The sequence below is a fragment of the Pseudoalteromonas sp. XMcav1-K genome, from assembly GCF_044005875.1.
Taxonomy (GTDB): domain Bacteria; phylum Pseudomonadota; class Gammaproteobacteria; order Enterobacterales; family Alteromonadaceae; genus Pseudoalteromonas; species Pseudoalteromonas spongiae.
Genome location: NZ_JBIPJE010000051.1, coordinates 147,036 through 166,568 on the forward strand (window position 1 = coordinate 147,036; position 19,533 = coordinate 166,568).

Annotated in this window: 18 protein-coding genes; 9 read left to right on the plus strand and 9 right to left on the minus strand. The window is 40.1% G+C overall.

What is annotated here, in order from left to right:
• Positions 1-84: 84 nt before the first annotated feature.
• The 6 genes from ACHSBP_RS20540 to ACHSBP_RS20565 all read right to left on the minus strand — a co-directional run bounded on the left by ACHSBP_RS20540 (position 85) and on the right by ACHSBP_RS20565 (position 5,299).
• Positions 85-393 carry a hypothetical protein gene (locus ACHSBP_RS20540; protein ID WP_100912748.1) on the minus strand — a complete coding sequence of 103 codons (309 nt, stop codon included), beginning with the start codon at positions 391-393 and terminating at the stop codon, positions 85-87.
• A complete protein-coding gene (locus ACHSBP_RS20545; RefSeq protein WP_100912747.1) occupies positions 390-1,427 on the minus strand; it encodes a hypothetical protein in 1,038 nt (345 codons plus the stop codon). Before ACHSBP_RS20545 ends, ACHSBP_RS20540 begins: the two co-directional genes overlap by 4 nt.
• A 212-nt stretch (positions 1,428-1,639) precedes the next feature.
• Complete coding sequence (locus ACHSBP_RS20550; protein WP_395390319.1) at positions 1,640-2,002, minus strand: hypothetical protein; 363 nt, start codon at positions 2,000-2,002, stop codon at positions 1,640-1,642.
• A 194-nt stretch (positions 2,003-2,196) separates the two neighbouring features.
• Positions 2,197-3,579, minus strand: a complete 1,383-nt coding sequence (locus tag ACHSBP_RS20555) for a PhoH family protein (protein ID WP_395390320.1) — start codon at positions 3,577-3,579, stop codon at positions 2,197-2,199.
• Position 3,580: 1 nt separating this feature from the next.
• On the minus strand, positions 3,581-3,781 hold the full coding sequence (locus ACHSBP_RS20560) for a hypothetical protein (protein ID WP_138522003.1): 201 nt from the start codon (positions 3,779-3,781) through the stop codon (positions 3,581-3,583).
• Positions 3,782-3,895: 114 nt separating this feature from the next.
• Entirely contained in the window at positions 3,896-5,299 is a 1,404-nt protein-coding gene (locus ACHSBP_RS20565; RefSeq protein ID WP_395390321.1) for a PhoH family protein, read from the minus strand.
• A 230-nt stretch (positions 5,300-5,529) separates the two neighbouring features.
• Between ACHSBP_RS20565 and rapA the strand changes: the two genes are divergently transcribed.
• The 3 genes from rapA to ACHSBP_RS20580 are packed head-to-tail and all read left to right on the plus strand — an operon-like array spanning position 5,530 to position 10,040.
• Positions 5,530-8,424 carry an RNA polymerase-associated protein RapA gene (gene rapA / locus ACHSBP_RS20570; protein ID WP_395390322.1) on the plus strand — a complete coding sequence of 965 codons (2,895 nt, stop codon included), beginning with the start codon at positions 5,530-5,532 and terminating at the stop codon, positions 8,422-8,424.
• Between the two features lie 56 nt (positions 8,425-8,480).
• Positions 8,481-9,134, plus strand: a complete 654-nt coding sequence (gene rluA / locus ACHSBP_RS20575) for a bifunctional tRNA pseudouridine(32) synthase/23S rRNA pseudouridine(746) synthase RluA (protein ID WP_010560916.1) — start codon at positions 8,481-8,483, stop codon at positions 9,132-9,134.
• A 57-nt stretch (positions 9,135-9,191) separates the two neighbouring features.
• Positions 9,192-10,040, plus strand: a complete 849-nt coding sequence (locus tag ACHSBP_RS20580) for a DUF3530 family protein (RefSeq protein WP_158523431.1) — start codon at positions 9,192-9,194, stop codon at positions 10,038-10,040.
• A gap of 36 nt (positions 10,041-10,076) precedes the next feature.
• Here ACHSBP_RS20580 and djlA read toward each other — a convergent pair whose 3' ends face one another.
• Genes djlA through ACHSBP_RS20595 form a run of 3 tightly spaced genes read right to left on the minus strand, consistent with a single transcriptional unit; the run spans position 10,077 to position 12,594 of the window.
• Positions 10,077-10,916, minus strand: coding sequence for a co-chaperone DjlA (gene djlA / locus ACHSBP_RS20585; protein ID WP_010560918.1), 840 nt, complete (start codon positions 10,914-10,916; stop codon positions 10,077-10,079).
• 5 nt (positions 10,917-10,921) lie between these two features.
• On the minus strand, positions 10,922-11,590 hold the full coding sequence (gene murU / locus ACHSBP_RS20590) for an N-acetylmuramate alpha-1-phosphate uridylyltransferase MurU (RefSeq protein ID WP_010560919.1): 669 nt from the start codon (positions 11,588-11,590) through the stop codon (positions 10,922-10,924).
• Complete coding sequence (locus ACHSBP_RS20595; RefSeq protein WP_021032983.1) at positions 11,587-12,594, minus strand: aminoglycoside phosphotransferase family protein; 1,008 nt, start codon at positions 12,592-12,594, stop codon at positions 11,587-11,589. Before ACHSBP_RS20595 ends, murU begins: the two co-directional genes overlap by 4 nt.
• Before the next feature lie 333 nt (positions 12,595-12,927).
• Between ACHSBP_RS20595 and lptD the strand changes: the two genes are divergently transcribed.
• Genes lptD through ACHSBP_RS20625 form a run of 6 tightly spaced genes read left to right on the plus strand, consistent with a single transcriptional unit; the run spans position 12,928 to position 19,460 of the window.
• A complete protein-coding gene (gene lptD, locus ACHSBP_RS20600; RefSeq protein ID WP_138628943.1) occupies positions 12,928-15,150 on the plus strand; it encodes an LPS assembly protein LptD in 2,223 nt (740 codons plus the stop codon).
• Positions 15,151-15,169: 19 nt separating this feature from the next.
• Positions 15,170-16,456, plus strand: coding sequence for a peptidylprolyl isomerase SurA (gene surA, locus ACHSBP_RS20605; RefSeq protein ID WP_395390323.1), 1,287 nt, complete (start codon positions 15,170-15,172; stop codon positions 16,454-16,456).
• 2 nt (positions 16,457-16,458) lie between these two features.
• Positions 16,459-17,445, plus strand: coding sequence for a 4-hydroxythreonine-4-phosphate dehydrogenase PdxA (gene pdxA / locus ACHSBP_RS20610; RefSeq protein WP_395390324.1), 987 nt, complete (start codon positions 16,459-16,461; stop codon positions 17,443-17,445).
• Positions 17,446-18,252, plus strand: coding sequence for a 16S rRNA (adenine(1518)-N(6)/adenine(1519)-N(6))-dimethyltransferase RsmA (gene rsmA / locus ACHSBP_RS20615; RefSeq protein ID WP_010560924.1), 807 nt, complete (start codon positions 17,446-17,448; stop codon positions 18,250-18,252). It begins immediately after the preceding gene.
• Positions 18,236-18,619, plus strand: a complete 384-nt coding sequence (gene apaG / locus ACHSBP_RS20620) for a Co2+/Mg2+ efflux protein ApaG (RefSeq protein ID WP_010560925.1) — start codon at positions 18,236-18,238, stop codon at positions 18,617-18,619. Before rsmA ends, apaG begins: the two co-directional genes overlap by 17 nt.
• Positions 18,620-18,629: 10 nt before the next feature.
• On the plus strand, positions 18,630-19,460 hold the full coding sequence (locus ACHSBP_RS20625) for a symmetrical bis(5'-nucleosyl)-tetraphosphatase (RefSeq protein WP_395390325.1): 831 nt from the start codon (positions 18,630-18,632) through the stop codon (positions 19,458-19,460).
• Positions 19,461-19,533 lie beyond the last annotated feature (73 nt).

Consider the following 19,533-nt stretch of genomic DNA (forward strand, 5'->3'; position numbering starts at 1 on the left):
CCAGATCAAAACTCGCCGAAAAATAATTATTCAAATTCTTTATAGTCGTACACAAATACTATGTAGGCATCCTTTAAATATGTTCTATCCATTGTCTCGCCTCAACTGAATCAGCTCTTCTGGTGAATACATTTGGTCATGCATGAGATTAAACTCTCGAACAGAGACATCTAGCTCGCTTGGCTCTGCATCCAAAAGATAAAAATATGCACCGAAAGTTCTATATTCAAGACCGCTAACATTCATTACTTTAGATGTGAACAAGATCTCTCCTTTTTTGTAGCATTCACAATCTTCCGCAATTATTGCGTATAACACCTGAGGAACTTTGTCATCTAACTCAGAATGAATTGAAATTAGTGTAGCGTTAGTTAGTTTTACCCTAGGTTTCATACTTGATCTCCCTTCATATCTTCTGACGAATATGGGCGAAAGCAAGTCAGGTATTTAATACCATTAACATCTAATAGTTTGTCGTCGGCATCAAAATGAGATAAAACTCCCAAGTTAAAAGCATCTATGAGTTCACTGCTATTAACCGTATTAATAGTTGACTTATCAACTCGGCGTGCATAAAAGATTAACTGCTGTTGATCTATACGGATTAAAAATTTTTGTTCTCCATCTAAGTTTTTAACATGAAGATTCAGCTCAGGTTTTTGCCATTCGGAAACTAAAGATGGAACCAAAGGGAAGCCGTAAACTAGATAACGTTCCCCTTCAATTTCAAAAGTTGTTGGATTTAATCTTTCATCATTTACTTTTCCATTGTTGAAAAGCTCAAGAGTAATCGTCAACCAATTTTCATGTTTAGAAAAACTGTTCCCACGCGAAATACAGCCTTCAATATCACCATTGTGTTCCCAATTTAGCCAGTGCATATACCTTTTGAGATTATTAAAAGAGAGTTTCTCAAAAGGAAATTTAGTAGCAATCAGTCTGTAGTAACAACCATGAACGCTTAAGTCTGCATATTGAATAATTAACGGGTCACTAAAAGCGTCAAAGTACGGTCGCCATTGCAACGTGAAACCTGCACCTGTGTTTACGATGAACTTCGCATCTAGTGGCAAGCCCATAACTTTGTAGATGACAGAAACCAATTCAAGCGAGTCAAAATCGACAAGCATCTTGCTTTCAATTCGAGATACCATAATCTCAATTTCTACATGGAGTGAATTAATGATTTCTTGGTCATCAAATTCATTGATCATCAAGTATTTTAGAGTCTTGTGCTCTAAGATAAGATCGAGTTCATTTTCTTTAAATGCGTGCTCTAAAACATCATGAACTTCAGAAAATTGAGAAAGTGAATAAACGCCATTTGCCCAAACTTTTTCTGCATATAAAATCGGAAATTCCATTAATAGCGCAAAGGTTTTAGCTTGATAATTGAGTTTATTTTGTAATTGATTGAGTGAAATCATTTAGTTCTCCAAACAATAAACGTCAGATTAACAATGGCCTACCAACACACTGTTTAATTGACTGTTTGAATTACCTGATTGTTACGGATGCTCCGCTTCACTGTTCACGTTTTTCAAGACGAAAAACATGTGTAGGCGTAGGCTGTCCGTTCAGCCTTTACATCCATAGTATCGTCAAAAAACAAAATGACAACTTACGTATTTGTACAACTTTAGGTAGATATTTTGACTTTGAACTCTGAAAAGCTAAGCCCAAACAAGGATATGACCAATTCTTCATTTATATTGGAGCCGGGAAATTTTTTTTCAAAATTTCCGATAATACTATCTAAGTGGCTAGCTAATATTTTTACTAAAAATATTTCCGAGTTAGGTGAGAGTGCAGACAGTGCAATCAATGGGTTTTCAAAGGATTCAGCTTTTATTTTTACTAGTAAATCGCTGTAACTGTCACAGCCGTAAAGACAAATAGATACCCCTTCTTGGGCCTGTCCAAGGGGAAGTGATAATTTTTTTGACAACCTCTTTGCCTGACGCTTTACATTGCTTATAAGCGCTTCTGATTCAAAAGACATACGCACACCAAAACATAACAACTAAGGTCCACAGCACCCAAGTCATTACATCTTCAATGTATGATTAATCTTTTAAACCCAGAGTAAATCCATTTCGTCCGCATGTGTGGAAACTGGCTTCTCTGAAAAGCCACTGCAAAAAGCAGTGGCTATTGTCGCAATATTATAAGGAAATGTGAATTGTAGTTTGATGTCTACATGTTCTTTTCAGTGAACTCAGCTAAGCTACTACGCTCTACTTCATCAAAAATTAGAACAGATCCTTTCTCATAATTTCTATATACATTAACAGCCGCACTTGCACCAGACGAAGCAGGTGTAACAAACTTATCGTCAATCTGGGCTAGGTTACCCAATACGATTGTCCGACAATTTTTCCCACCACGGCTTAACATGCCTTTAATTTGCGCTCTAGTCATGTTTTGAGCTTCATCAATGATTAACACTGCATCATCTATTGAACGGCCTCGAAAGTAAGCCATGCTAGTAAATTCTATATTGGCTTTTTCGATCACATGCTCAACTGTTGCATGAATATTTGTTTCATGATTATCATCTGAATGCATCGAAATTAAGGCGTCAGTAATACCAGCTAAAAGAGGCATCGATTTTTCGGTTAAATCTCCCGGTAGGAATCCCGGATCGTCATCCATAAAGTCTCTTGACCGCACCACAACAATTTTTTTGTACTTTTTCAACTCCAATACTTGATGCAGCGCCGAAGCAACTGCCAAAAAAGTTTTTCCGGAGCCAGCAGGGCCAAGGATGATATTTAAGTCATAGTAAGGGTCTGTTAATTGGTTTAAAGCTACCGCTTGACGCTGGTTTTTAGGCAATATGCCCCATACCTTTTCTTGCTTACGAGGCAATAACTTTGTGTATACCTCAGTATCAGTCACTTCTGAAATCCGGCCAATGTGTCCGGCTTCATCGTACCAATACATGTTTGGCTGAACTTCATCGTTGAACAAGCTTATTGGGAATGTATAAACCTCTCCTGAGACTTTGAAATCTTTATCTGATTCAATTCGATCAAAAAGATCACCCTCAAAAGCTTGTACGCCTGTATAAAGCAAATCTATATCTGCGATTTGATTATCAACGGATACATCTTCAGCCATAACACCAACAGTTCGAGCTTTTAATCGCATATTGATGTCGCGGCTAACGATGGTAACGTCTTTATCTAACTCTTTCTGAAGATGTAGTGCATAGTTAATTATTCTATTATCAGCATCGCTACCAATCGTGTGCTTTAATTCTTTTGCCATGTCCAATTGAGTATCAATACCAATGAACAACTTGCCTCTTTTAGCTGTTTCAGTAGAAGGCAGTGGAATACCTGCTTCCATTTCTTCTGCACTGTGCCCATTAATTATGTCTTCAAGCATACGAATACATACACGAGCATCAGCACTTACCGATTTATTGGTTCTTTCTTTTAAGTTATCTAACTCTTCTAAAACTGTTAGACAGATGTATACATCTTCACTGTAAGCGAGCAATGACTTTGGATCATGAACTAGTGCCGATGTATCTAATACTCGTGGACTTCTGTTTTCATTTGGGTTCTTCATACTAGATTCCCTCATTTAATTCTTTTTCTTGATGATTCTGTTCACTTAAACATTCGTCATCACAATATTCATCAAACCCATCTTCACATGAGCTTTTGTCTGTTGCTTTCCTGAATCTTGCGATTCTTTCTTTTCTTTTTCTTTCTTCGTTCAAATACCAGTTAACTGAAAAGGTATCGAGTTGATTTCTATTTATTGTCATTTTAGATTTACCTTAGCTTTATTATTTTTGTTTGTGCTTTCTTGCAGGTTAAATCCATAAATTTTTTTTATTACACCTATTTATTTGTTAACGTGTAATCGTACTCTGAGTTAATTAGGATACTAATTTTAAGTACGAGCTATCATTTGCTGGTGACAACTGATAATTTTTAATCATCTTTTTCAATATAGAATATGTAGAAAAAGTATAAATTCTTGTCACCACACCTTGAGAGCCTATAAAACAAGGAGGTAACAGTTTTATTGAATGGTTTATAACGGGGTAACCAAGGCAAATTAATTTAGTACCTTCACCACAACGGGTAATAATGGTTTTTAATTGCGATGCGGTTAAGTTTTGGCTTTCATCCAAAATAACAATCGCGTTTTGAATACTGCGTCCACGCATAAAGTTAATCGACTTAAATTGAATATTGGCTTTTTCCATAATGTAATTACGGCTCGAAACCGGATTTTCGTCGTTTTTATGGAGTACTTCTAAGGAATCGGTTATCGCCGCAAGCCAAGGCATCATTTTCTCTTCTTCGGTGCCTGGTAAAAAGCCGATTGATTCTGCAATTTCGGGCGTGTTACGGGTCACGATGACCTTATCGTACATTCCCCGTTCAATCACAAGTTCAAGGGCGCAAGCCAATGCCAACAAGGTTTTGCCGCAACCTGCGGGGCCTGTCAAAATCACTAAATCCAAATGCGGGTCGAGCAGCGCATTAATCGCCATTGCTTGATAAACATTTTTGGGCTGAATGCCCCAAGCACTGCGTCCCATAATACGCTCAAAACCCAAATCAAGTAGCTTAATATGCTCTTCGTCGTAATCCACCACACGGGCAGCAAAGTGACCTGTCTCGTCAAGTAAGTACTCATTGATAAAGACTTCATTAAGCAAATTACGGGGTACGGTATGATACGTATCTCGACCGCTTTGCTCGCTGTCGCACTCTTTTACATGCTGCCAAAAATCGCCATCAAGCTTTTTATAGCCGCTTGTTAGCAAGCTAATATCGTCAATGAGCTGATCGGTGCGATAGTCTTCAACAAACTCAAGCCCCGCTCCTTTAGCTTTTAAGCGCATGTTTATATCTTTAGTGACTAACACTACTTTTACTTCAACTTTTAGTTGCTGCAAATGCAATGCGGTATTAATTATGCGATGGTCGTTTTCATCTCCTGGTAAACCCGAAACCGCATCTTCAAACATATGGTCGTTAACAATCGTTAGTTTACCCGTACAATTTTTAGCGACCGTTGAAAGATCAACCCCAGCGAGCATTTCTTCAGGACTTGCGTCTCTTAGTACATCATCCAAAGCTCGAATAGCAATCCGTGCGTCTCGACTCACATCTTTTTTGCGATCTTTAATGTGGTCCAGCTCTTCTAACACTGTCATTGGGATAACGACTTGATGTTCTTGGAAAGATAAAAAAGCGAAAGGTTCGTGAAGTAATACGTTGGTATCTAGGACATAGAGTTTATTATCGTTATTGCGCATTTTTCCCATAAGCTGTTCCTTCTCTTAGCTGGCGGGTTTATGGTTTTTGCTTTACTTTTAAGTTTAGTCTATTTCAGGAATTTGGCTTTTTTATGACAAAAAAAGTGCAAAATTCTGGCTAAATTACAAACATTAAAGCGGCGAATAGGTATTAACCTCACGAGTTCTAAATTAACAGGTGAATCCAACGAGAAATCTAGGTAACATAGCCGCCTTTTTTCGATAGTAGCGAGTTAAAAATGAGCTTTTCTTTAGGTCAACGCTGGATCAGTGACACCGAATCCGACTTAGGCTTAGGTACGGTCGTAGCCTGTGAAGGACGCCAAGTAACTATTTTATTCCCAGCCAGTGGTGAGAACCGCGTTTACAGTATTTCTGAAGCACCTGTTACCCGAGTGGCATTTAATGTAGGTGATAAAATTCGTAGCGTTGACGAATGGGAACTCATAGTTGAGCAGGTTGACGAAGAAAATGGCTTGTTTACTTACACTGGTACTCGCGAAGACAATCAAGAGCAAGTCGCACTTAAAGAAACCTTTCTCGATCACTTTATTAAATTTAATAAGCCGCAAGATAAACTGTTTTCAGGGCAAATTGACCGTTTTGACCGCTTTACTCTGCGCCATAACACGCTTACCAATGTTCACCAAAACCAACAATCAAGCTTAAAAGGGTTAGTCGGTGCGCGCGCAAGCTTAATTCCACACCAGCTTTACATTGCTGAAGAAGTAGGTAAACGTTTTGCCCCACGTGTATTACTGTCAGATGAAGTTGGTTTAGGTAAAACCATTGAAGCCGGTATGATTATTCACCAACAGGTGCTTACAGGTCGTGCTTCTCGCGTGCTTATTGTGGTGCCTGAAAACTTACAGCATCAATGGTTAGTTGAAATGCTGCGTCGCTTCAACTTACAGTTTTCAATTTTTGATGATGAACGCTGCACAGAAGCCTATGCCGATGCTGCAAACCCGTTTGAAACTGAACAGCTGATCCTAACCAGCCTTGAATTTATTACGAAAAAGAAAACTTGGTTTGAGCAAGCTACACTTGCCGATTGGGATTTACTTGTCGTCGATGAAGCGCACCACTTAAAGTGGAGCGAAAAGAAATCAAGCACAGAATACAACCGTATTGCTGAACTAAGCCAAGACATTCCGGGCTTAATTCTACTCACCGCTACGCCTGATCAACTAGGTCACGAAAGTCATTTTGCCCGTTTAAAACTGCTTGATGAAAACCGTTTTTACGATTATCAAGCGTTTGTGGAAGAAGAAAGCCACTATCAAGAAGTTGCTGATGCGGCAAACCAACTATTAGCTGATGAAGCCTTAAGCGATAACGCAAAACAAACCCTTACATCACTATTAAATGAGAGTGATATCACCACACTACTTAGCCAAGTTGAACAAGGTGAGCAAGCGGCTAAAAATGAAATTTTATCAATGCTGCTCGACAGACACGGTACAGGCCGCATTTTGTTCAGAAACAGCCGTAGTAGCATCCAAGGTTTCCCATCACGTGAGCTACACGCTTACCCTGTAACGATGCCGAAACAATACACTACAGCAATGAATGTAATGGGTAATATTGCTGGTTTAAAAGATGCGGAAATGCGCGCTAAACGTGCATTATTTCCAGAAAAGATCTTCCAAGAGTTTGAAGGCGAATCTGCTAGCTGGGCACAATTTGACCCACGTGTTGAATGGTTAGCCGAGAAACTACTTGAGCTAAAACGCGAAAAAGTATTAGTAATTTGTAGTGAAGCGCAAACAGCACTTAGCTTAGAACAAGCAATTCGTGAAAGTGAAGGTATTAAAGCCGCGGTGTTCCACGAAGGTATGAGCATTATTGAACGTGACCGCGCAGCAGCATACTTTGCCGAGCAAGAAGATGCCGCGCAAGTATTAATCTGTTCTGAAATTGGCTCAGAGGGACGTAACTTCCAGTTTGCCCACCACCTAATTTTATTTGATCTACCGCTAAACCCTGATTTACTTGAGCAACGAATTGGCCGCTTAGACCGTATTGGTCAAAGGGAAGACATTAAAATTCATGTGCCGTACTTTGAAAACACTGCGCAAGAAGTATTATTCCGCTGGTACCACGACGCACTAGAAGCATTTGAACACACATTAACCACTGGACAACTGCTGTATTCAGAATACAAAGATGAATTATTGGAGTTCGTGGCAAGCCATAACACCGACGAGGAAGAGCTTGATCCATTACTTGAATCGGTAAACAAGCAAAACCAAGCGTTAAAGCAAAAAATGGAGCAAGGCCGCGACCGATTACTTGAACTACATTCAAAAGGACAAGGCCGCTCAGAGCAATTGGTAAGCGATATTGAAACGCTTGATAACCAAACCGCACTGCCTATGTTTATGATCAAGGTGTTTGATATTTTCGGTATTTCACAAGAAGACCGCGGTGAGAACTCAATTGTTCTAAAACCAACTGAACATATGCTAACGCCATCGTTCCCGTGTTTACGTGACGAAGGTTTAACCGTTACTTTTGACCGCGACACCGCACTTGCACAAGAAGATGTGCACTTTTTAAGTTGGGATCACCCTATGGTGCAAGGTGCAATGGAGCTGATTATTGATGATGATCTCGGCACTACTTCCGTTGCGCTACTTAAAAACAAGCAACTACCTGCGGGAAGTTTCTTTGTTGAGTTAGTGTACCTTGCAGAAACCAGCGCACCAAAAGCACTGCAAATGGGTCGTTTCTTACCAACTACACCTGTGCGTTTATTACTTGATAAAAACGGTAATGATTTAGCTGCGAATGTCGCCTTTGATACGTTTAATCAGCAACTTAATGCGGTTGGTAAACAAACTGCTAGCAAGCTTGCCTCGGCACTGCAATCAAGCGTTCACCCAATGATTGAAACGGCAAATAAACTAGCACAAAGTCAATTAGATACAATAAAACAAAGCGCTAAAGAAAGTGTAAATACTAACTTAGATGATGAGCTAGCACGCTTAAAATCGCTAAAACAACTTAATCCGAACGTACGTGAAGACGAGCTGTTTTATTTAGAAAAGCAAAAATCACAATTACTTGAGCATGTTGAAAAAGCAGAGCTTAAGCTTGATGCAATCCGCTTAATAGTGGTTTCTCACTAACTATAATTGCTTTAAAATGGGGCTTAGATTAAGCCCCTTTTTTTGCTGGAATCACTGTGCTGTTAAACTATAACCCGCCTACTTCGCCATACATCAACATTTTATATCGTGATGATGACCTAATCATTCTTAATAAACCAAGTGGTTTATTGACCGTGCCGGGCAAAGCGCTTGAGCACAAAGACAGCCTGATTAACCGCGTTAATTTAGTATTTCCATCGGCAACCATAGTGCATCGCCTTGATATGGCCACCTCAGGCATTATTTGCCTTGCGCTCAATAAAGCGGCGCACCGTGAAATAAGCCGCCAATTTCAAGACAGAGAAACCAAAAAGCGTTATATCGCTCGCGTCTATGGCAAACTCGAACCAGAAACAGGTTCTGTGGATCTTCCGTTAATTTGCGATTGGCCAAACCGACCAAAACAAATGGTGGATCATGAACGAGGAAAGCCCTCTCTTACCCATTATGAGGTGTTAAGCTATGAAGAACATGCAACGCGTGTTGCCTTAACGCCAATCACTGGTCGTTCACATCAGTTGCGTGTACATATGTTATCGTTAGGTCATGTGATTTTAGGCGATCGTCTTTATGCGCACGACGACGCACTTGCTATGGCGACAAGATTACAACTTCATGCGCAATACTTAAGCTTCATTCACCCTGTTACAAAACAGCAACTCAGTTTTTATAGTGATCCTGATTTTTAACTAAAATATTAGCTTAGAGTGTCGATAAGCTTAAAAAGTCAAAATCAAATCATGCGTGTGAAGCCTAAATTTTACCTTACAGTTTGTTTGTTACTTGTTAGCGCGTTCTTAACGCAAGCTAAGGATGTTGAATGGCTCGCACCTATCAATAAAGAGCTGCAAAACAATCAAGACGTGTCGCACTACTTCGAACCTTCAGAGGTTGTAACAGTAATGGCTGGCGACAATGAGTTAACAGCCTTGTACCGAGACCACACGGCAGAATTTGAAAAGGGTGTTGCGATCTTAATTGCTGATTGGCACTTAACCCAATCGAATGACCGTGGCATCGACTTTTTACGTAAATCACTAAATGATTATGGTTGGGTTACTTACAGTATTAGCGCAGGTAGTAGCCCACGTATAAATAATGATGAATTGCCCGATAATGATAACGTAAGCGTTGCGCCAAGTTTATCGCAATTTAAAAAGCCCGACCTCGACGCCTACGCACTTAGTTTAACCAGTCGTTTTAAAGCCATGTATCAGCAAGCGCTAACTCACCCGGGTTTTGTTATTGTGATTACGCAAGGACAAAGCGGCGCAATTTTGAATAGTTATCTAAATCAGCAAACATCGGAACAAATTGATGCACTGATTTTGCTTAATAACTTTTATAACGAAGCGCAGAAAAACAAGTCACTAAACCAAACCATCACTACGACCCCGTGGCCAACACTGGATATTTATTATCAAAGCCAAAACCATTGGCTTAACCAACAAATGGTACAGCGCAAAAAACTTGCACGACGTAACCATAAATTAAACTATCGCCAACGCGCTTTATTTGGCAACCAATCCAGTGAGCAGCAACATCAGCGTTTATCTAAAGAAATATATGGTTTTTTAACCTGGTTAGGTATTTAACTAACCCCCTGTAGCTAAGCTTTTAAGCCTAACCTGCTACTTCGCTTTTAAATATTCATATGCTGCTTGAATATCTTGGCTTTTCTGTTTGGCGAGCTGCATCATCTCAGGTGGTAACCCCTGCGACACTAATTTGTCTGGATGGTGCTGAGCCATTAATTTACGATAGGCCTTTTTAATCGCCTTTTCATCGGCATTACTATCTAACCCTAGCACTTGTAATGCTGCACTTTTTGTTAATGCCGTATCTTGCGCTTTGTTCGTTGACGAGCGATGAGATTGCTGCTGATTTTGCTTTGTATGTTGATAACGATGAAACTCAAACTCTGCAATATAACGCTTTAAAATAAACTTAAAGTGAGTCGTGTTAATGCCAATGTATTTACTCACCTGTTTGAGTAAATCACGTTCTTTATCGCTTAATTCGCCATCGCTAAATGCCATTTGAATTTGAATTTCAAGAAACAATTGGATCAGGTCATAACGACCTGAAAAGCGATCGCGAAAATCTTTAAGTACTGACTTAAACGGGAAGTCAGCTTGTTTGCCACTGCGAAATGCGTTTTGCGCATCGCGGCGCGCGTCATCAGTTAATCCCATTTCATCCATAAAACGAGACGCAGCACTAATATGCTGTTCGTTAACTCGGCCATTCGATTTAGCAATATGACCCATTACGGCAAAGCAGGTATAAGAAAATAACGCTTGTTTTTCAGAGACGCTACTATTGTCGAAAAAGCCTTGGAAGCCTCCGGCTTTATTAAAATCTTGCTTTAAACCGCGGTCAAATAAGTGGCCTAAATAAAGACCTAAAATTGCGCCAAACCATTTACCAAATAAAAAGCCAAACCCTGCACCTAGTAACTTACCCCACATTTAGTTTAATACTCCTGTTGGTTAATTTCGGCCAATCGCTCAGGTGTGCCAACATCTTGCCAATTGCCAATGTACAGTTCGGCGGTCACTAATTTTTCGGCCATTTTTTCTCGCAGCATTGGCGCGAGTGGTAAAAATTCAGCCTTGGTATTCGCAAAAAATGACTTATGGTAAAGCGCAATGCCCGCAAATGTATGTTTTATTTCGGCACCGCTATCACTTGATGCAAACCCTTGCACTAACGAAAAATCACCGTTCGGATTATGTGCTGGATTTTCAACTAACACTAAATGCGCTTGTTGCGGCAATAGCGCAATTTGCGTCAAACTTGTTGCATCATAATCAGTAAAAATATCACCGTTTATGACAATAAATGTCTCGCTAAGTAAATCGAGAGCATTAATAATACCACCGGCAGTTTCTAAACCTTCGCCGCCTTCGTCACTATAAATGAGACTCACGCCAAATTGGCTGCCATCGCCTAATGTGTTGCGAATACTTTCCCCACACCAAGCCAAATTAATCACAATTTCGCTAATACCCGCAGCTTTTAAGCGCTCGATATGGTACTCAATGAGCGGTTTGCCATTCACTTTTAGCATGGGTTTTGCGGTATCTGCCGTTAATGGCATCATGCGTTTTCCGCGCCCCGCCGCTAAGATCATTGCTCTCATAATTTTGCCTTTAAGCTTGGTAAAACACTCACTTTAAGCCATTGTGAAAAGTAACCTAGGACAGGAAATGAATGTGCTAATTCGTCACATGCTTCAACAACATAGTGCATGGTATCAAGCACATGAGGTAGGTATCCTTGTTTGTTATCTCGAATACTTAATCGACAAAAAATACCCGCTGCTTTTAAGTGACGCTGAATACCGGTTAAGGTATATAAGAGTTCAAAATCATCAAACGATAAACCGACTGTCATTCCCGCTTTTTCGTACTGTGCAAACCCGTAGCGTACAAGTTCTTGACGAAACGCCTTAGGTAAAATGTGATAGCAATCTTTGGTAAGTGACACTAAATCATAGGTGAGCGGGCCTTGCACTGCATCTTGATAATCGATAATTGCCAGCTGTTGTTGCCATACCATTAAGTTTCGACTGTGGTAATCACGGTGCATTGTCACTTTAGGCTGCATTTCTAACGCATTAATCAGTTGTTGCTTCACTTGTTGCCATGTTTTTTGCGCGCCAGTATCCATTGTAATCTGACAAAACTGCTCAATTAACCAGTGATTAAAAATTTCTAGTTCAAGATCGATAAACGCTGCATCATACGGCTTCATTGCGTTGGTTTTTGCTAACTTTGCAATGTTAGGCAGCATATCAATCGCTTGATGGTACAATTTCTGCTCACAACCTTGCCCTAAACAATCAGCAAAGTGAGTGCTTCCTAAGTCTTCAATAAGCAGTAAACCTAATTCTTTATCTACTGCTAGAATTTGTGGCACTTTAAAAGAGCCCTGACTAAACAACTGATTCAGTTCGATAAAGGGTTCGTTATCGACTAAATTTGGTGGCGAAACCATTAAGATATAAGTGTGGTTATCAGTAAAAACACGAAAGTACTTACGAAAACTCGCGTCACCTGTAATGAGCTCAACTTTGAATGCGTTTTGTTGTTCTAAATTCGGTAAGTTTTGCGTTAAAAACGCATCAAACATTTGGTTATGCAAGGCTTAACCCCAACTACAATTAATTACAAATTGTGCATTGTCCTGTGCCATTTGCTAACAGACTATAAATGGCGCTTAATTGCACAAGTATTTTTCTCTTTTCAATGGTATATTAACAGTTCAAGTAATGAGAGAAATCATTAAAATTAAATTATTATAGGCTTAGTTACGTGTACGCTTTAAATTATGCTCAAGGCAGCAAGTTTTTGGTGCAACAAAATGCCGCTGTTTAACCATATAAAATTAAGTGTAAGCTCCAAAATTCGCTTACTGACAAAAACAGCGCATAGTATAAAACGTAAGTAAGGTCTTTTTCACAAGGTTATCTGATTAATGAAACGCCCTTTTGGCATATTTGCGACACTGATTTTTATGTCACCTCTGGCCAGTGCTTCAGATATGTTTTCTCTGTGCGAAACCGATCCTAACTTAAGCTGGCAGTCTACCTCTCAGCTTGCTGTTGGTCAGCTTGCGATTAACGCAGATCAGGTAGAATTAGCAGGAAAAAATAAAGCGCTATTTAGCGGCAACGTGATGATGGACTCGACACAGATGAGTCTAACCGCATCCAGCGCTGAACTTGATAAAATAAATGGCATGCTCAATGCTATTGGCCCAATTGTTTATCAGGATCCCAACAGCTATATTTCGTCAAAACACTTTTTTGCTAACTTAACCTCATCTGAGTTATCGCTCGGTGACGCTAAATATCAATTTACCCAACAAGCAGGTCGCGGCGAGGCCAAGCTGCTTGAAGTAAATCAATCACTTTTGCTCCTGCAAGATGCCAGCTTTACAACTTGTCCAAGCGATAACCCTGTGTGGGCGCTGGATGCAAAAAAAATTAAACTATCACAAGAAGAAGGCTGGGGTGAAACTTACGGTGCGGTATTAAAAGTGTATGACACACCGGTGTTTTACCTACCGTATTTTACCTTTCCAATATCGGATAAACGTAAATCTGGTTTTATTCAACCAACATTTACCAGCTCTAATCGTTATGGTTTAGAGATTGAAACCCCGTTTTATTGGAATATTGCGCCAGACATGGATGCGACGATTACCCCGCGTTACATGTCAAATCAGGGTTTTCAACTGCAAACTGAATTTCGCTATTTAACTGAAGAGCACCAAGGTATGGCTGCAATTGAGTACCTTAATAGCGATGATTCTGAACCAGAGTTGGGCAGTCGTTATTTACTACACCTAAGCCAATACAGCAAAATTGACGATAACTGGCGCGGCCAAATTGACATCACGAATATCAGTGATGATAACTATATTAACGATATGGGGTCGAGCTATGCTAATCGTACCGATACTCAGCTTAATCACCTTATTCAATTAACTCATTTAGGTGATTACTGGCATACCGATATGAAGTTACAAGGCTTTGAGGTGCTTGGTGATCATTTAGAGTCTTATCGCGCACTGCCACAAATTAGCTTTAGCCAAGTTAATGCGTTTGATTTTTATGGTGTCGACTTTACTTTAAACGGTGAATTTGCCCATTTTCAAAACGAAGAAGCTCTGGTCGAAAAAGCCACCCGTGTTCACTTAGAGCCTAAGTTAAGCTACGGCATTAGCGACTACGCATGGAGTTTTTTATCTGAGGTTAGTTTGCTGCAAACGAATTACCATCAACAAGGTGATTTACTTGGCACTCAGTTAGAGGAAAATGTAAACCGTACCTTGCCAAAACTACGCCTCTACGGACAAATTAATTTTGAACGTGATACTCATTGGTTAGTGGATAACGGCCTACAAACACTTGAACCAAAAGCTCAGTATTTGTTTATTCCAGAAAAAGATCAGTCAAATATCGGCTTATACGATACAGTAAAGCTACAAGATGATTTCCACGGATTGTTTCGCGAGCAACGCTTCTCGGGCGTAGACCGTATTGCTACGGCAAACCAATTTACCTTAGGCGCAACAACACGTATATTTAATCAACAAAATAACGAAGTATTTAACTTCAGCATTGGTCAAATTTTTTACGTTTCAGATGACGCTAAACCGTCTGAGATTGACGACAATGCGAGTTATAACTCGTTATTTGCCAGTGAAGCTATGTTACATTGGCACAAGAATTGGTACCTGTCTGCAGGTATGCAATACGATACTGACGGCAGCGACCTTGTTAACTCACACCTCACCCTCGATTATAAAGGGGATAATAATGAGTTAATTCAATTGAACCATAGGTACGCAAACAATGTCTCAGGAAATACAATTGAGCAAGTTGGTATTTTTGCCAGCTACCCAATTGGCGAGCAATGGCAACTTGTTTCGAGCTACCAGCGCGACCTAGAATCAGATCGCAGCGTGGAGTTTTTAACTGGTGTACAATACCAATCATGTTGTTGGGCGATTCAATTATCTGGTAGCAGACAAATAGAAACTGACTTAAATAAACCAGTTGGTCAGTTTGCTAATGAATCAGCTAAATTTGACTCGAGTATTCAAATTAAATTTATAATGGGTCTAGATGCGCAAAAACTACTCAACCAAAGCATCTTTAGTTATCGCAGACCTTACTTTCTAACAAATTAATATGTAAGTAGAAAAATCAATGAAGTTAAAACGATTAATGACAGCGGGCGTTGCCCTACTTGCTTTCTGCCAAAGCGCATACAGCCTTACTGAACTTGATAGCGTTGCCGTAAAAGTTAACGACGGTGTTATTTTACAAAGTGAAGTAGACGCACTGGTAAACCGTGTTAAAAACCGTGCAAAAGATTCTGGTCAGGAGCTGCCTTCAGAAACGGCCCTAAGACGTCAAGCAATCGACAAACTTATTGACCAAGCTCTGCTACTGCAAATGGGTGAACGTATTGGTTTACGTATTTCTGATGCACAGTTAGACCAAACCCTCTCGCAAATGGCCCGTGAGCAAGGTGCAACCCTTGATGATATGCGCCGCTCGCTGGAAGCAAGCGGAGATAACTTCCAAACTTATCGTGAAGAAATTCGTAACGAAATGGTTGCTAGCCGCACTATGCGTGCAAGTGTTGAACGCCGCGTTTACGTAAGCTTACAAGAAGTACAAAACTTACTGCGCATTTTAGAGCAGCAAGGGCAGACAAACGAAGAATACGATATCGGTCATATCCTAATTGAGATCCCTGAAAATGCCACTGCGGACGATATCAAAACACAAAAAGAGCGTGCTGAAGCCGTTATTCGATTACTAAACGAAGGTCGCGAATTTAAGCAAATAGCAATTGCGTCATCAGGTGGTGGTAAAGCACTTGAAGGTGGTCAATTAGGTTGGATGAACATTAACGAAATGCCAACACTATTCGCTGAGGCGGTAAAAGGCCATAAGAAAGGCGATATTGTCGGCCCACTTCGTTCAGGCGCAGGTTTCCACATCGTAAAACTACAAGATGTACGTGGTGTTGAAGTTGTTGAAGCGGTTGAGCTAAAAGTACGTCATATTCTTGTTAAGCCATCAATTATTGTATCGGAAGAAAAAGCGCGCTCTATGCTCGCGAGTTTTGTTGAAGATTTAAAAGCAGGTAATGCTGACTTTGGCGAATTAGCTAAAGAGCATTCTGAAGATCCAGGTTCAGCATTAAACGGTGGTGAATATGATTGGACAGACCCGAACTCTTGGGTAGGCGAATTTAAAGAAACCGCATTAGGTTTAGAAAAGGGCCAACTCAGTGAGCCATTCAGAACCCAATACGGCTGGCATATTATGGAATTATTAGACCGTCGCGTATCAGACAAAACTGAGCTTGTTAAGCAAAACCGCGCGCACCAAATGATTTTTAATCGTCGCTTTAAAGAAGAAAGCTTTACGTTCCAGCGTGAATTACGCGAACAAGCTTATATTGAAGTTGTAGAAGAATAGTTATGACATTACGTATTGCAGTTACACCGGGCGAACCGGCAGGTATTGGGCCAGACCTTATTTTACAGCTGGCGCAACAAGATTGGCCTGCAGAACTTGTCGTAATTGCTGATAAAAATCTGTTAAAGCAACGTGCAAAATTGCTTGGCATTGATATTCAACTAATTGAATATCAGCCAAATAATGCGGCTCAACCGCATAATGCAGGTAACCTAACAGTTAAGCATATTCCCTTAGCAGAAGACGTGATTGCTGGCGAACTCAATGACGCCAACGGACAATACGTACTTGATACGCTGAAATATGCCTCTGATGGCAATATGCACGGTGAATTTGCTGCTGTGGTCACAGGCCCTGTGCATAAAGGCATTATTAACCAAGCGGGTATTTCATTTAGTGGTCATACTGAGTTTTTTGCTCAGCAATCGAATACGCCTGATGTTGTAATGATGCTCGCTACCGAGGGCTTACGCGTTGCTTTAGTAACAACGCATATTCCTTTAGCGTATGTATCTAAAGCAATTACTGAAGACCGTTTAAGCAAAGTGACGCGTATTTTGCATCATGATTTAACCACTAAATTTGGCATTGAATCAGCAAAAATTTATGTCTGTGGTTTAAACCCGCACGCAGGCGAAAATGGTCACTTAGGCCGAGAAGAAATCGAAGTCATTTCACCAACGCTAGATCAGCTTAGAAATGAAGGCATTAACCTTGTTGGCCCACTGCCAGCGGATACGTTATTTCAAGACAAATACCTAAAAGATGCCGATGCCGTGCTTGCAATGTATCACGATCAGGGATTACCTGTGTTAAAATACAAAGGATTTGGTAATTCAGTTAATATCACCCTAGGTTTACCGTTTATCCGCACATCTGTGGATCATGGTACCGCTCTCGATTTAGCCGCAACTGGCGAGGCCGACGTGGGTAGTTTCGAATTAGCAATTTCTAAAGCAATTGAAATGGCAAGTAAAAGCGCACAATAGATGAATGATAAAGTACACTTAGGGCACCGCGCCCGAAAACGTTTTGGTCAAAACTTTCTACACGATACAAGCATTATCGATAAGATCGTAACTGCAATCGATCCAAAACCAGGCGATAACCTCGTTGAGATTGGTCCAGGCCTTGGCGCAATTACAGAGCCAGTGGCAGAGCTAACAGACCATTTAACGGTAGTTGAGCTCGATAAAGATCTTGCTCATCGCTTGATTCATCACCCATTTCTTGCCGACAAGCTGACTGTGCATCAAGGTGATGCCATGCAGTTTGACTTTGCATCATTAATTAATGATGAGCGCAAACTTAAGGTATTTGGTAATTTACCTTATAACGTTTCAACGCCGCTTCTGTTTCATTTATTTGAATTTTATCAAAATATTGAACACATGCACTTTATGCTGCAAAAAGAAGTGGTTAAACGCATGGTTGCGAGCCCTGACAGCAAAGCCTTTGGCCGATTAAGTGTGATGACACAGTATTATTGTCATGCAATGCCTGTTATTGATGTGCCACCAGAGTGCTTTAAACCTGCACCTAAAGTGGATTCAGCGGTTATTCGCCTGATCCCGAAATCGCCAGATCAATTAAAGGCAAAGAGCACTAAAATCCTTAACACGGTATGCTTAGAAGCGTTTAACCAAAGACGTAAAACAATTCGTAATAGTTTATCGAATTTATTGACGCCTGAAGAAATTGAAAACTTAGGGTTAGATTTAAAGCTGCGCGCCGAAAACCTTTCTCTAGACACTTTTGTAAAGATTGCAAACTGGATTTATGACAACAAGCAGTAATTCTCCAATTAAAGTATCGGTAGAAACGTTTTATGTTGATGGTCAGTCTGAGCCAGAAAAAGATAAATACGTTTTTGCCTATACAGTAACAATTAAAAACCATAGTTTATGTTCATCTAAATTGCTTAGCCGCTACTGGTTGATTACCGATGCTAACGGTAAAGAAACCGAAGTTGAAGGTGAAGGTGTGGTTGGTGAGACACCAACAATTGGACCTGGTGAGAGCTACACCTACACATCAGGTGCAGTATTAGATACCCCAATCGGTACAATGCAAGGTTATTACCAAATGCGTAACGAGTTTGGTGCTGAATACCAAGCCCCGATTGAAGTATTTCGCCTAGCTAGTGATGTTGTATTACATTAATTAAGCAAATATGGCTAAATATGTAATTGGTGATCTGCAAGGGTGCTTTAACGAATTTACCTCGTTATTAAAAACGGTAGATTTTAACCCAAGCCGCGATCACCTTTACTTAGTTGGCGATATTGTTGCGCGCGGTCCAGATTCACTGGCGTGTTTAAAGTATCTCTTTGCTCAGCAAGACAGTGTAACAATAACGTTAGGCAATCATGACTTACATTTACTAGCGACGTACTTCACGCAAAACACTCCCAACCCAAAAGATAACTTACAAGCCTTATTCAACGCAAAAAAGCTACCTACTTACATTGAGTTTTTAAGACAACAACCGCTCGCGGTATGGCTTGAAAAGTATAATACCTTTATTTCCCACGCTGGATTAAATCCCCAATTATCATTGCAAAAAGCACTTGAACTTTGTGCTAAAGCACAAAAAAAATACCAAGGTGACAATGCACAGTTTTACCTAGCAAATATGTATGGCAACAGCGTTAACTGCATTTCACAAGCTAATGATAAACTATCGCGCTTTACCTACACCGTAAATGCATTTTCGCGTATGCGCTTTGTTAATCAACATGGACAAATGGACTTTGCAAATAAAGGACCTGCGAGCCAAAATTCACCCGAGTTATTTCCATGGTTTGATGTGAATGAAAATAATCATTCAGATATTAATATTTGCTTTGGTCATTGGGCTGCATTAAAAGGACAAACACCTTATCCAAATCTATTTGCCCTTGATACCGGTTGTGTTTGGGGCGAGCACATGACTTTACTTGAGCTAAAATCAAAGAAAAAACATTATTGCAATAACTACAAAGAACATAAAAACAATACTTAAGTTGTATTTTAAATACTACAATTAACTATTCAGCTATAAATACTGAAATAAAGTTACGAGTTTGTTAGATTGA

What these genes read in the sequence shown, in the direction of transcription:
- ACHSBP_RS20565 (WP_395390321.1), bottom strand. Translation starts at nt 5,299, where the DNA reads ATGGGAAAAATGCGCAATAACGATAATAAACTCTATGTCCTAGATACC.
- rsmA (WP_010560924.1), top strand. Translation starts at nt 17,446, where the DNA reads ATGAATGATAAAGTACACTTAGGGCACCGCGCCCGAAAACGTTTTGGT.
- ACHSBP_RS20550 (WP_395390319.1), bottom strand. Translation starts at nt 2,002, where the DNA reads ATGTCTTTTGAATCAGAAGCGCTTATAAGCAATGTAAAGCGTCAGGCA.
- ACHSBP_RS20545 (WP_100912747.1), bottom strand. Translation starts at nt 1,427, where the DNA reads ATGATTTCACTCAATCAATTACAAAATAAACTCAATTATCAAGCTAAA.
- ACHSBP_RS20555 (WP_395390320.1), bottom strand. Translation starts at nt 3,579, where the DNA reads ATGAAGAACCCAAATGAAAACAGAAGTCCACGAGTATTAGATACATCG.
- ACHSBP_RS20560 (WP_138522003.1), bottom strand. Translation starts at nt 3,781, where the DNA reads ATGACAATAAATAGAAATCAACTCGATACCTTTTCAGTTAACTGGTAT.
- ACHSBP_RS20625 (WP_395390325.1), top strand. Translation starts at nt 18,630, where the DNA reads ATGGCTAAATATGTAATTGGTGATCTGCAAGGGTGCTTTAACGAATTT.
- murU (WP_010560919.1), bottom strand. Translation starts at nt 11,590, where the DNA reads ATGAGAGCAATGATCTTAGCGGCGGGGCGCGGAAAACGCATGATGCCA.
- pdxA (WP_395390324.1), top strand. Translation starts at nt 16,459, where the DNA reads ATGACATTACGTATTGCAGTTACACCGGGCGAACCGGCAGGTATTGGG.
- lptD (WP_138628943.1), top strand. Translation starts at nt 12,928, where the DNA reads ATGAAACGCCCTTTTGGCATATTTGCGACACTGATTTTTATGTCACCT.
- surA (WP_395390323.1), top strand. Translation starts at nt 15,170, where the DNA reads ATGAAGTTAAAACGATTAATGACAGCGGGCGTTGCCCTACTTGCTTTC.
- rapA (WP_395390322.1), top strand. Translation starts at nt 5,530, where the DNA reads ATGAGCTTTTCTTTAGGTCAACGCTGGATCAGTGACACCGAATCCGAC.
- djlA (WP_010560918.1), bottom strand. Translation starts at nt 10,916, where the DNA reads ATGTGGGGTAAGTTACTAGGTGCAGGGTTTGGCTTTTTATTTGGTAAA.
- apaG (WP_010560925.1), top strand. Translation starts at nt 18,236, where the DNA reads ATGACAACAAGCAGTAATTCTCCAATTAAAGTATCGGTAGAAACGTTT.
- ACHSBP_RS20540 (WP_100912748.1), bottom strand. Translation starts at nt 393, where the DNA reads ATGAAACCTAGGGTAAAACTAACTAACGCTACACTAATTTCAATTCAT.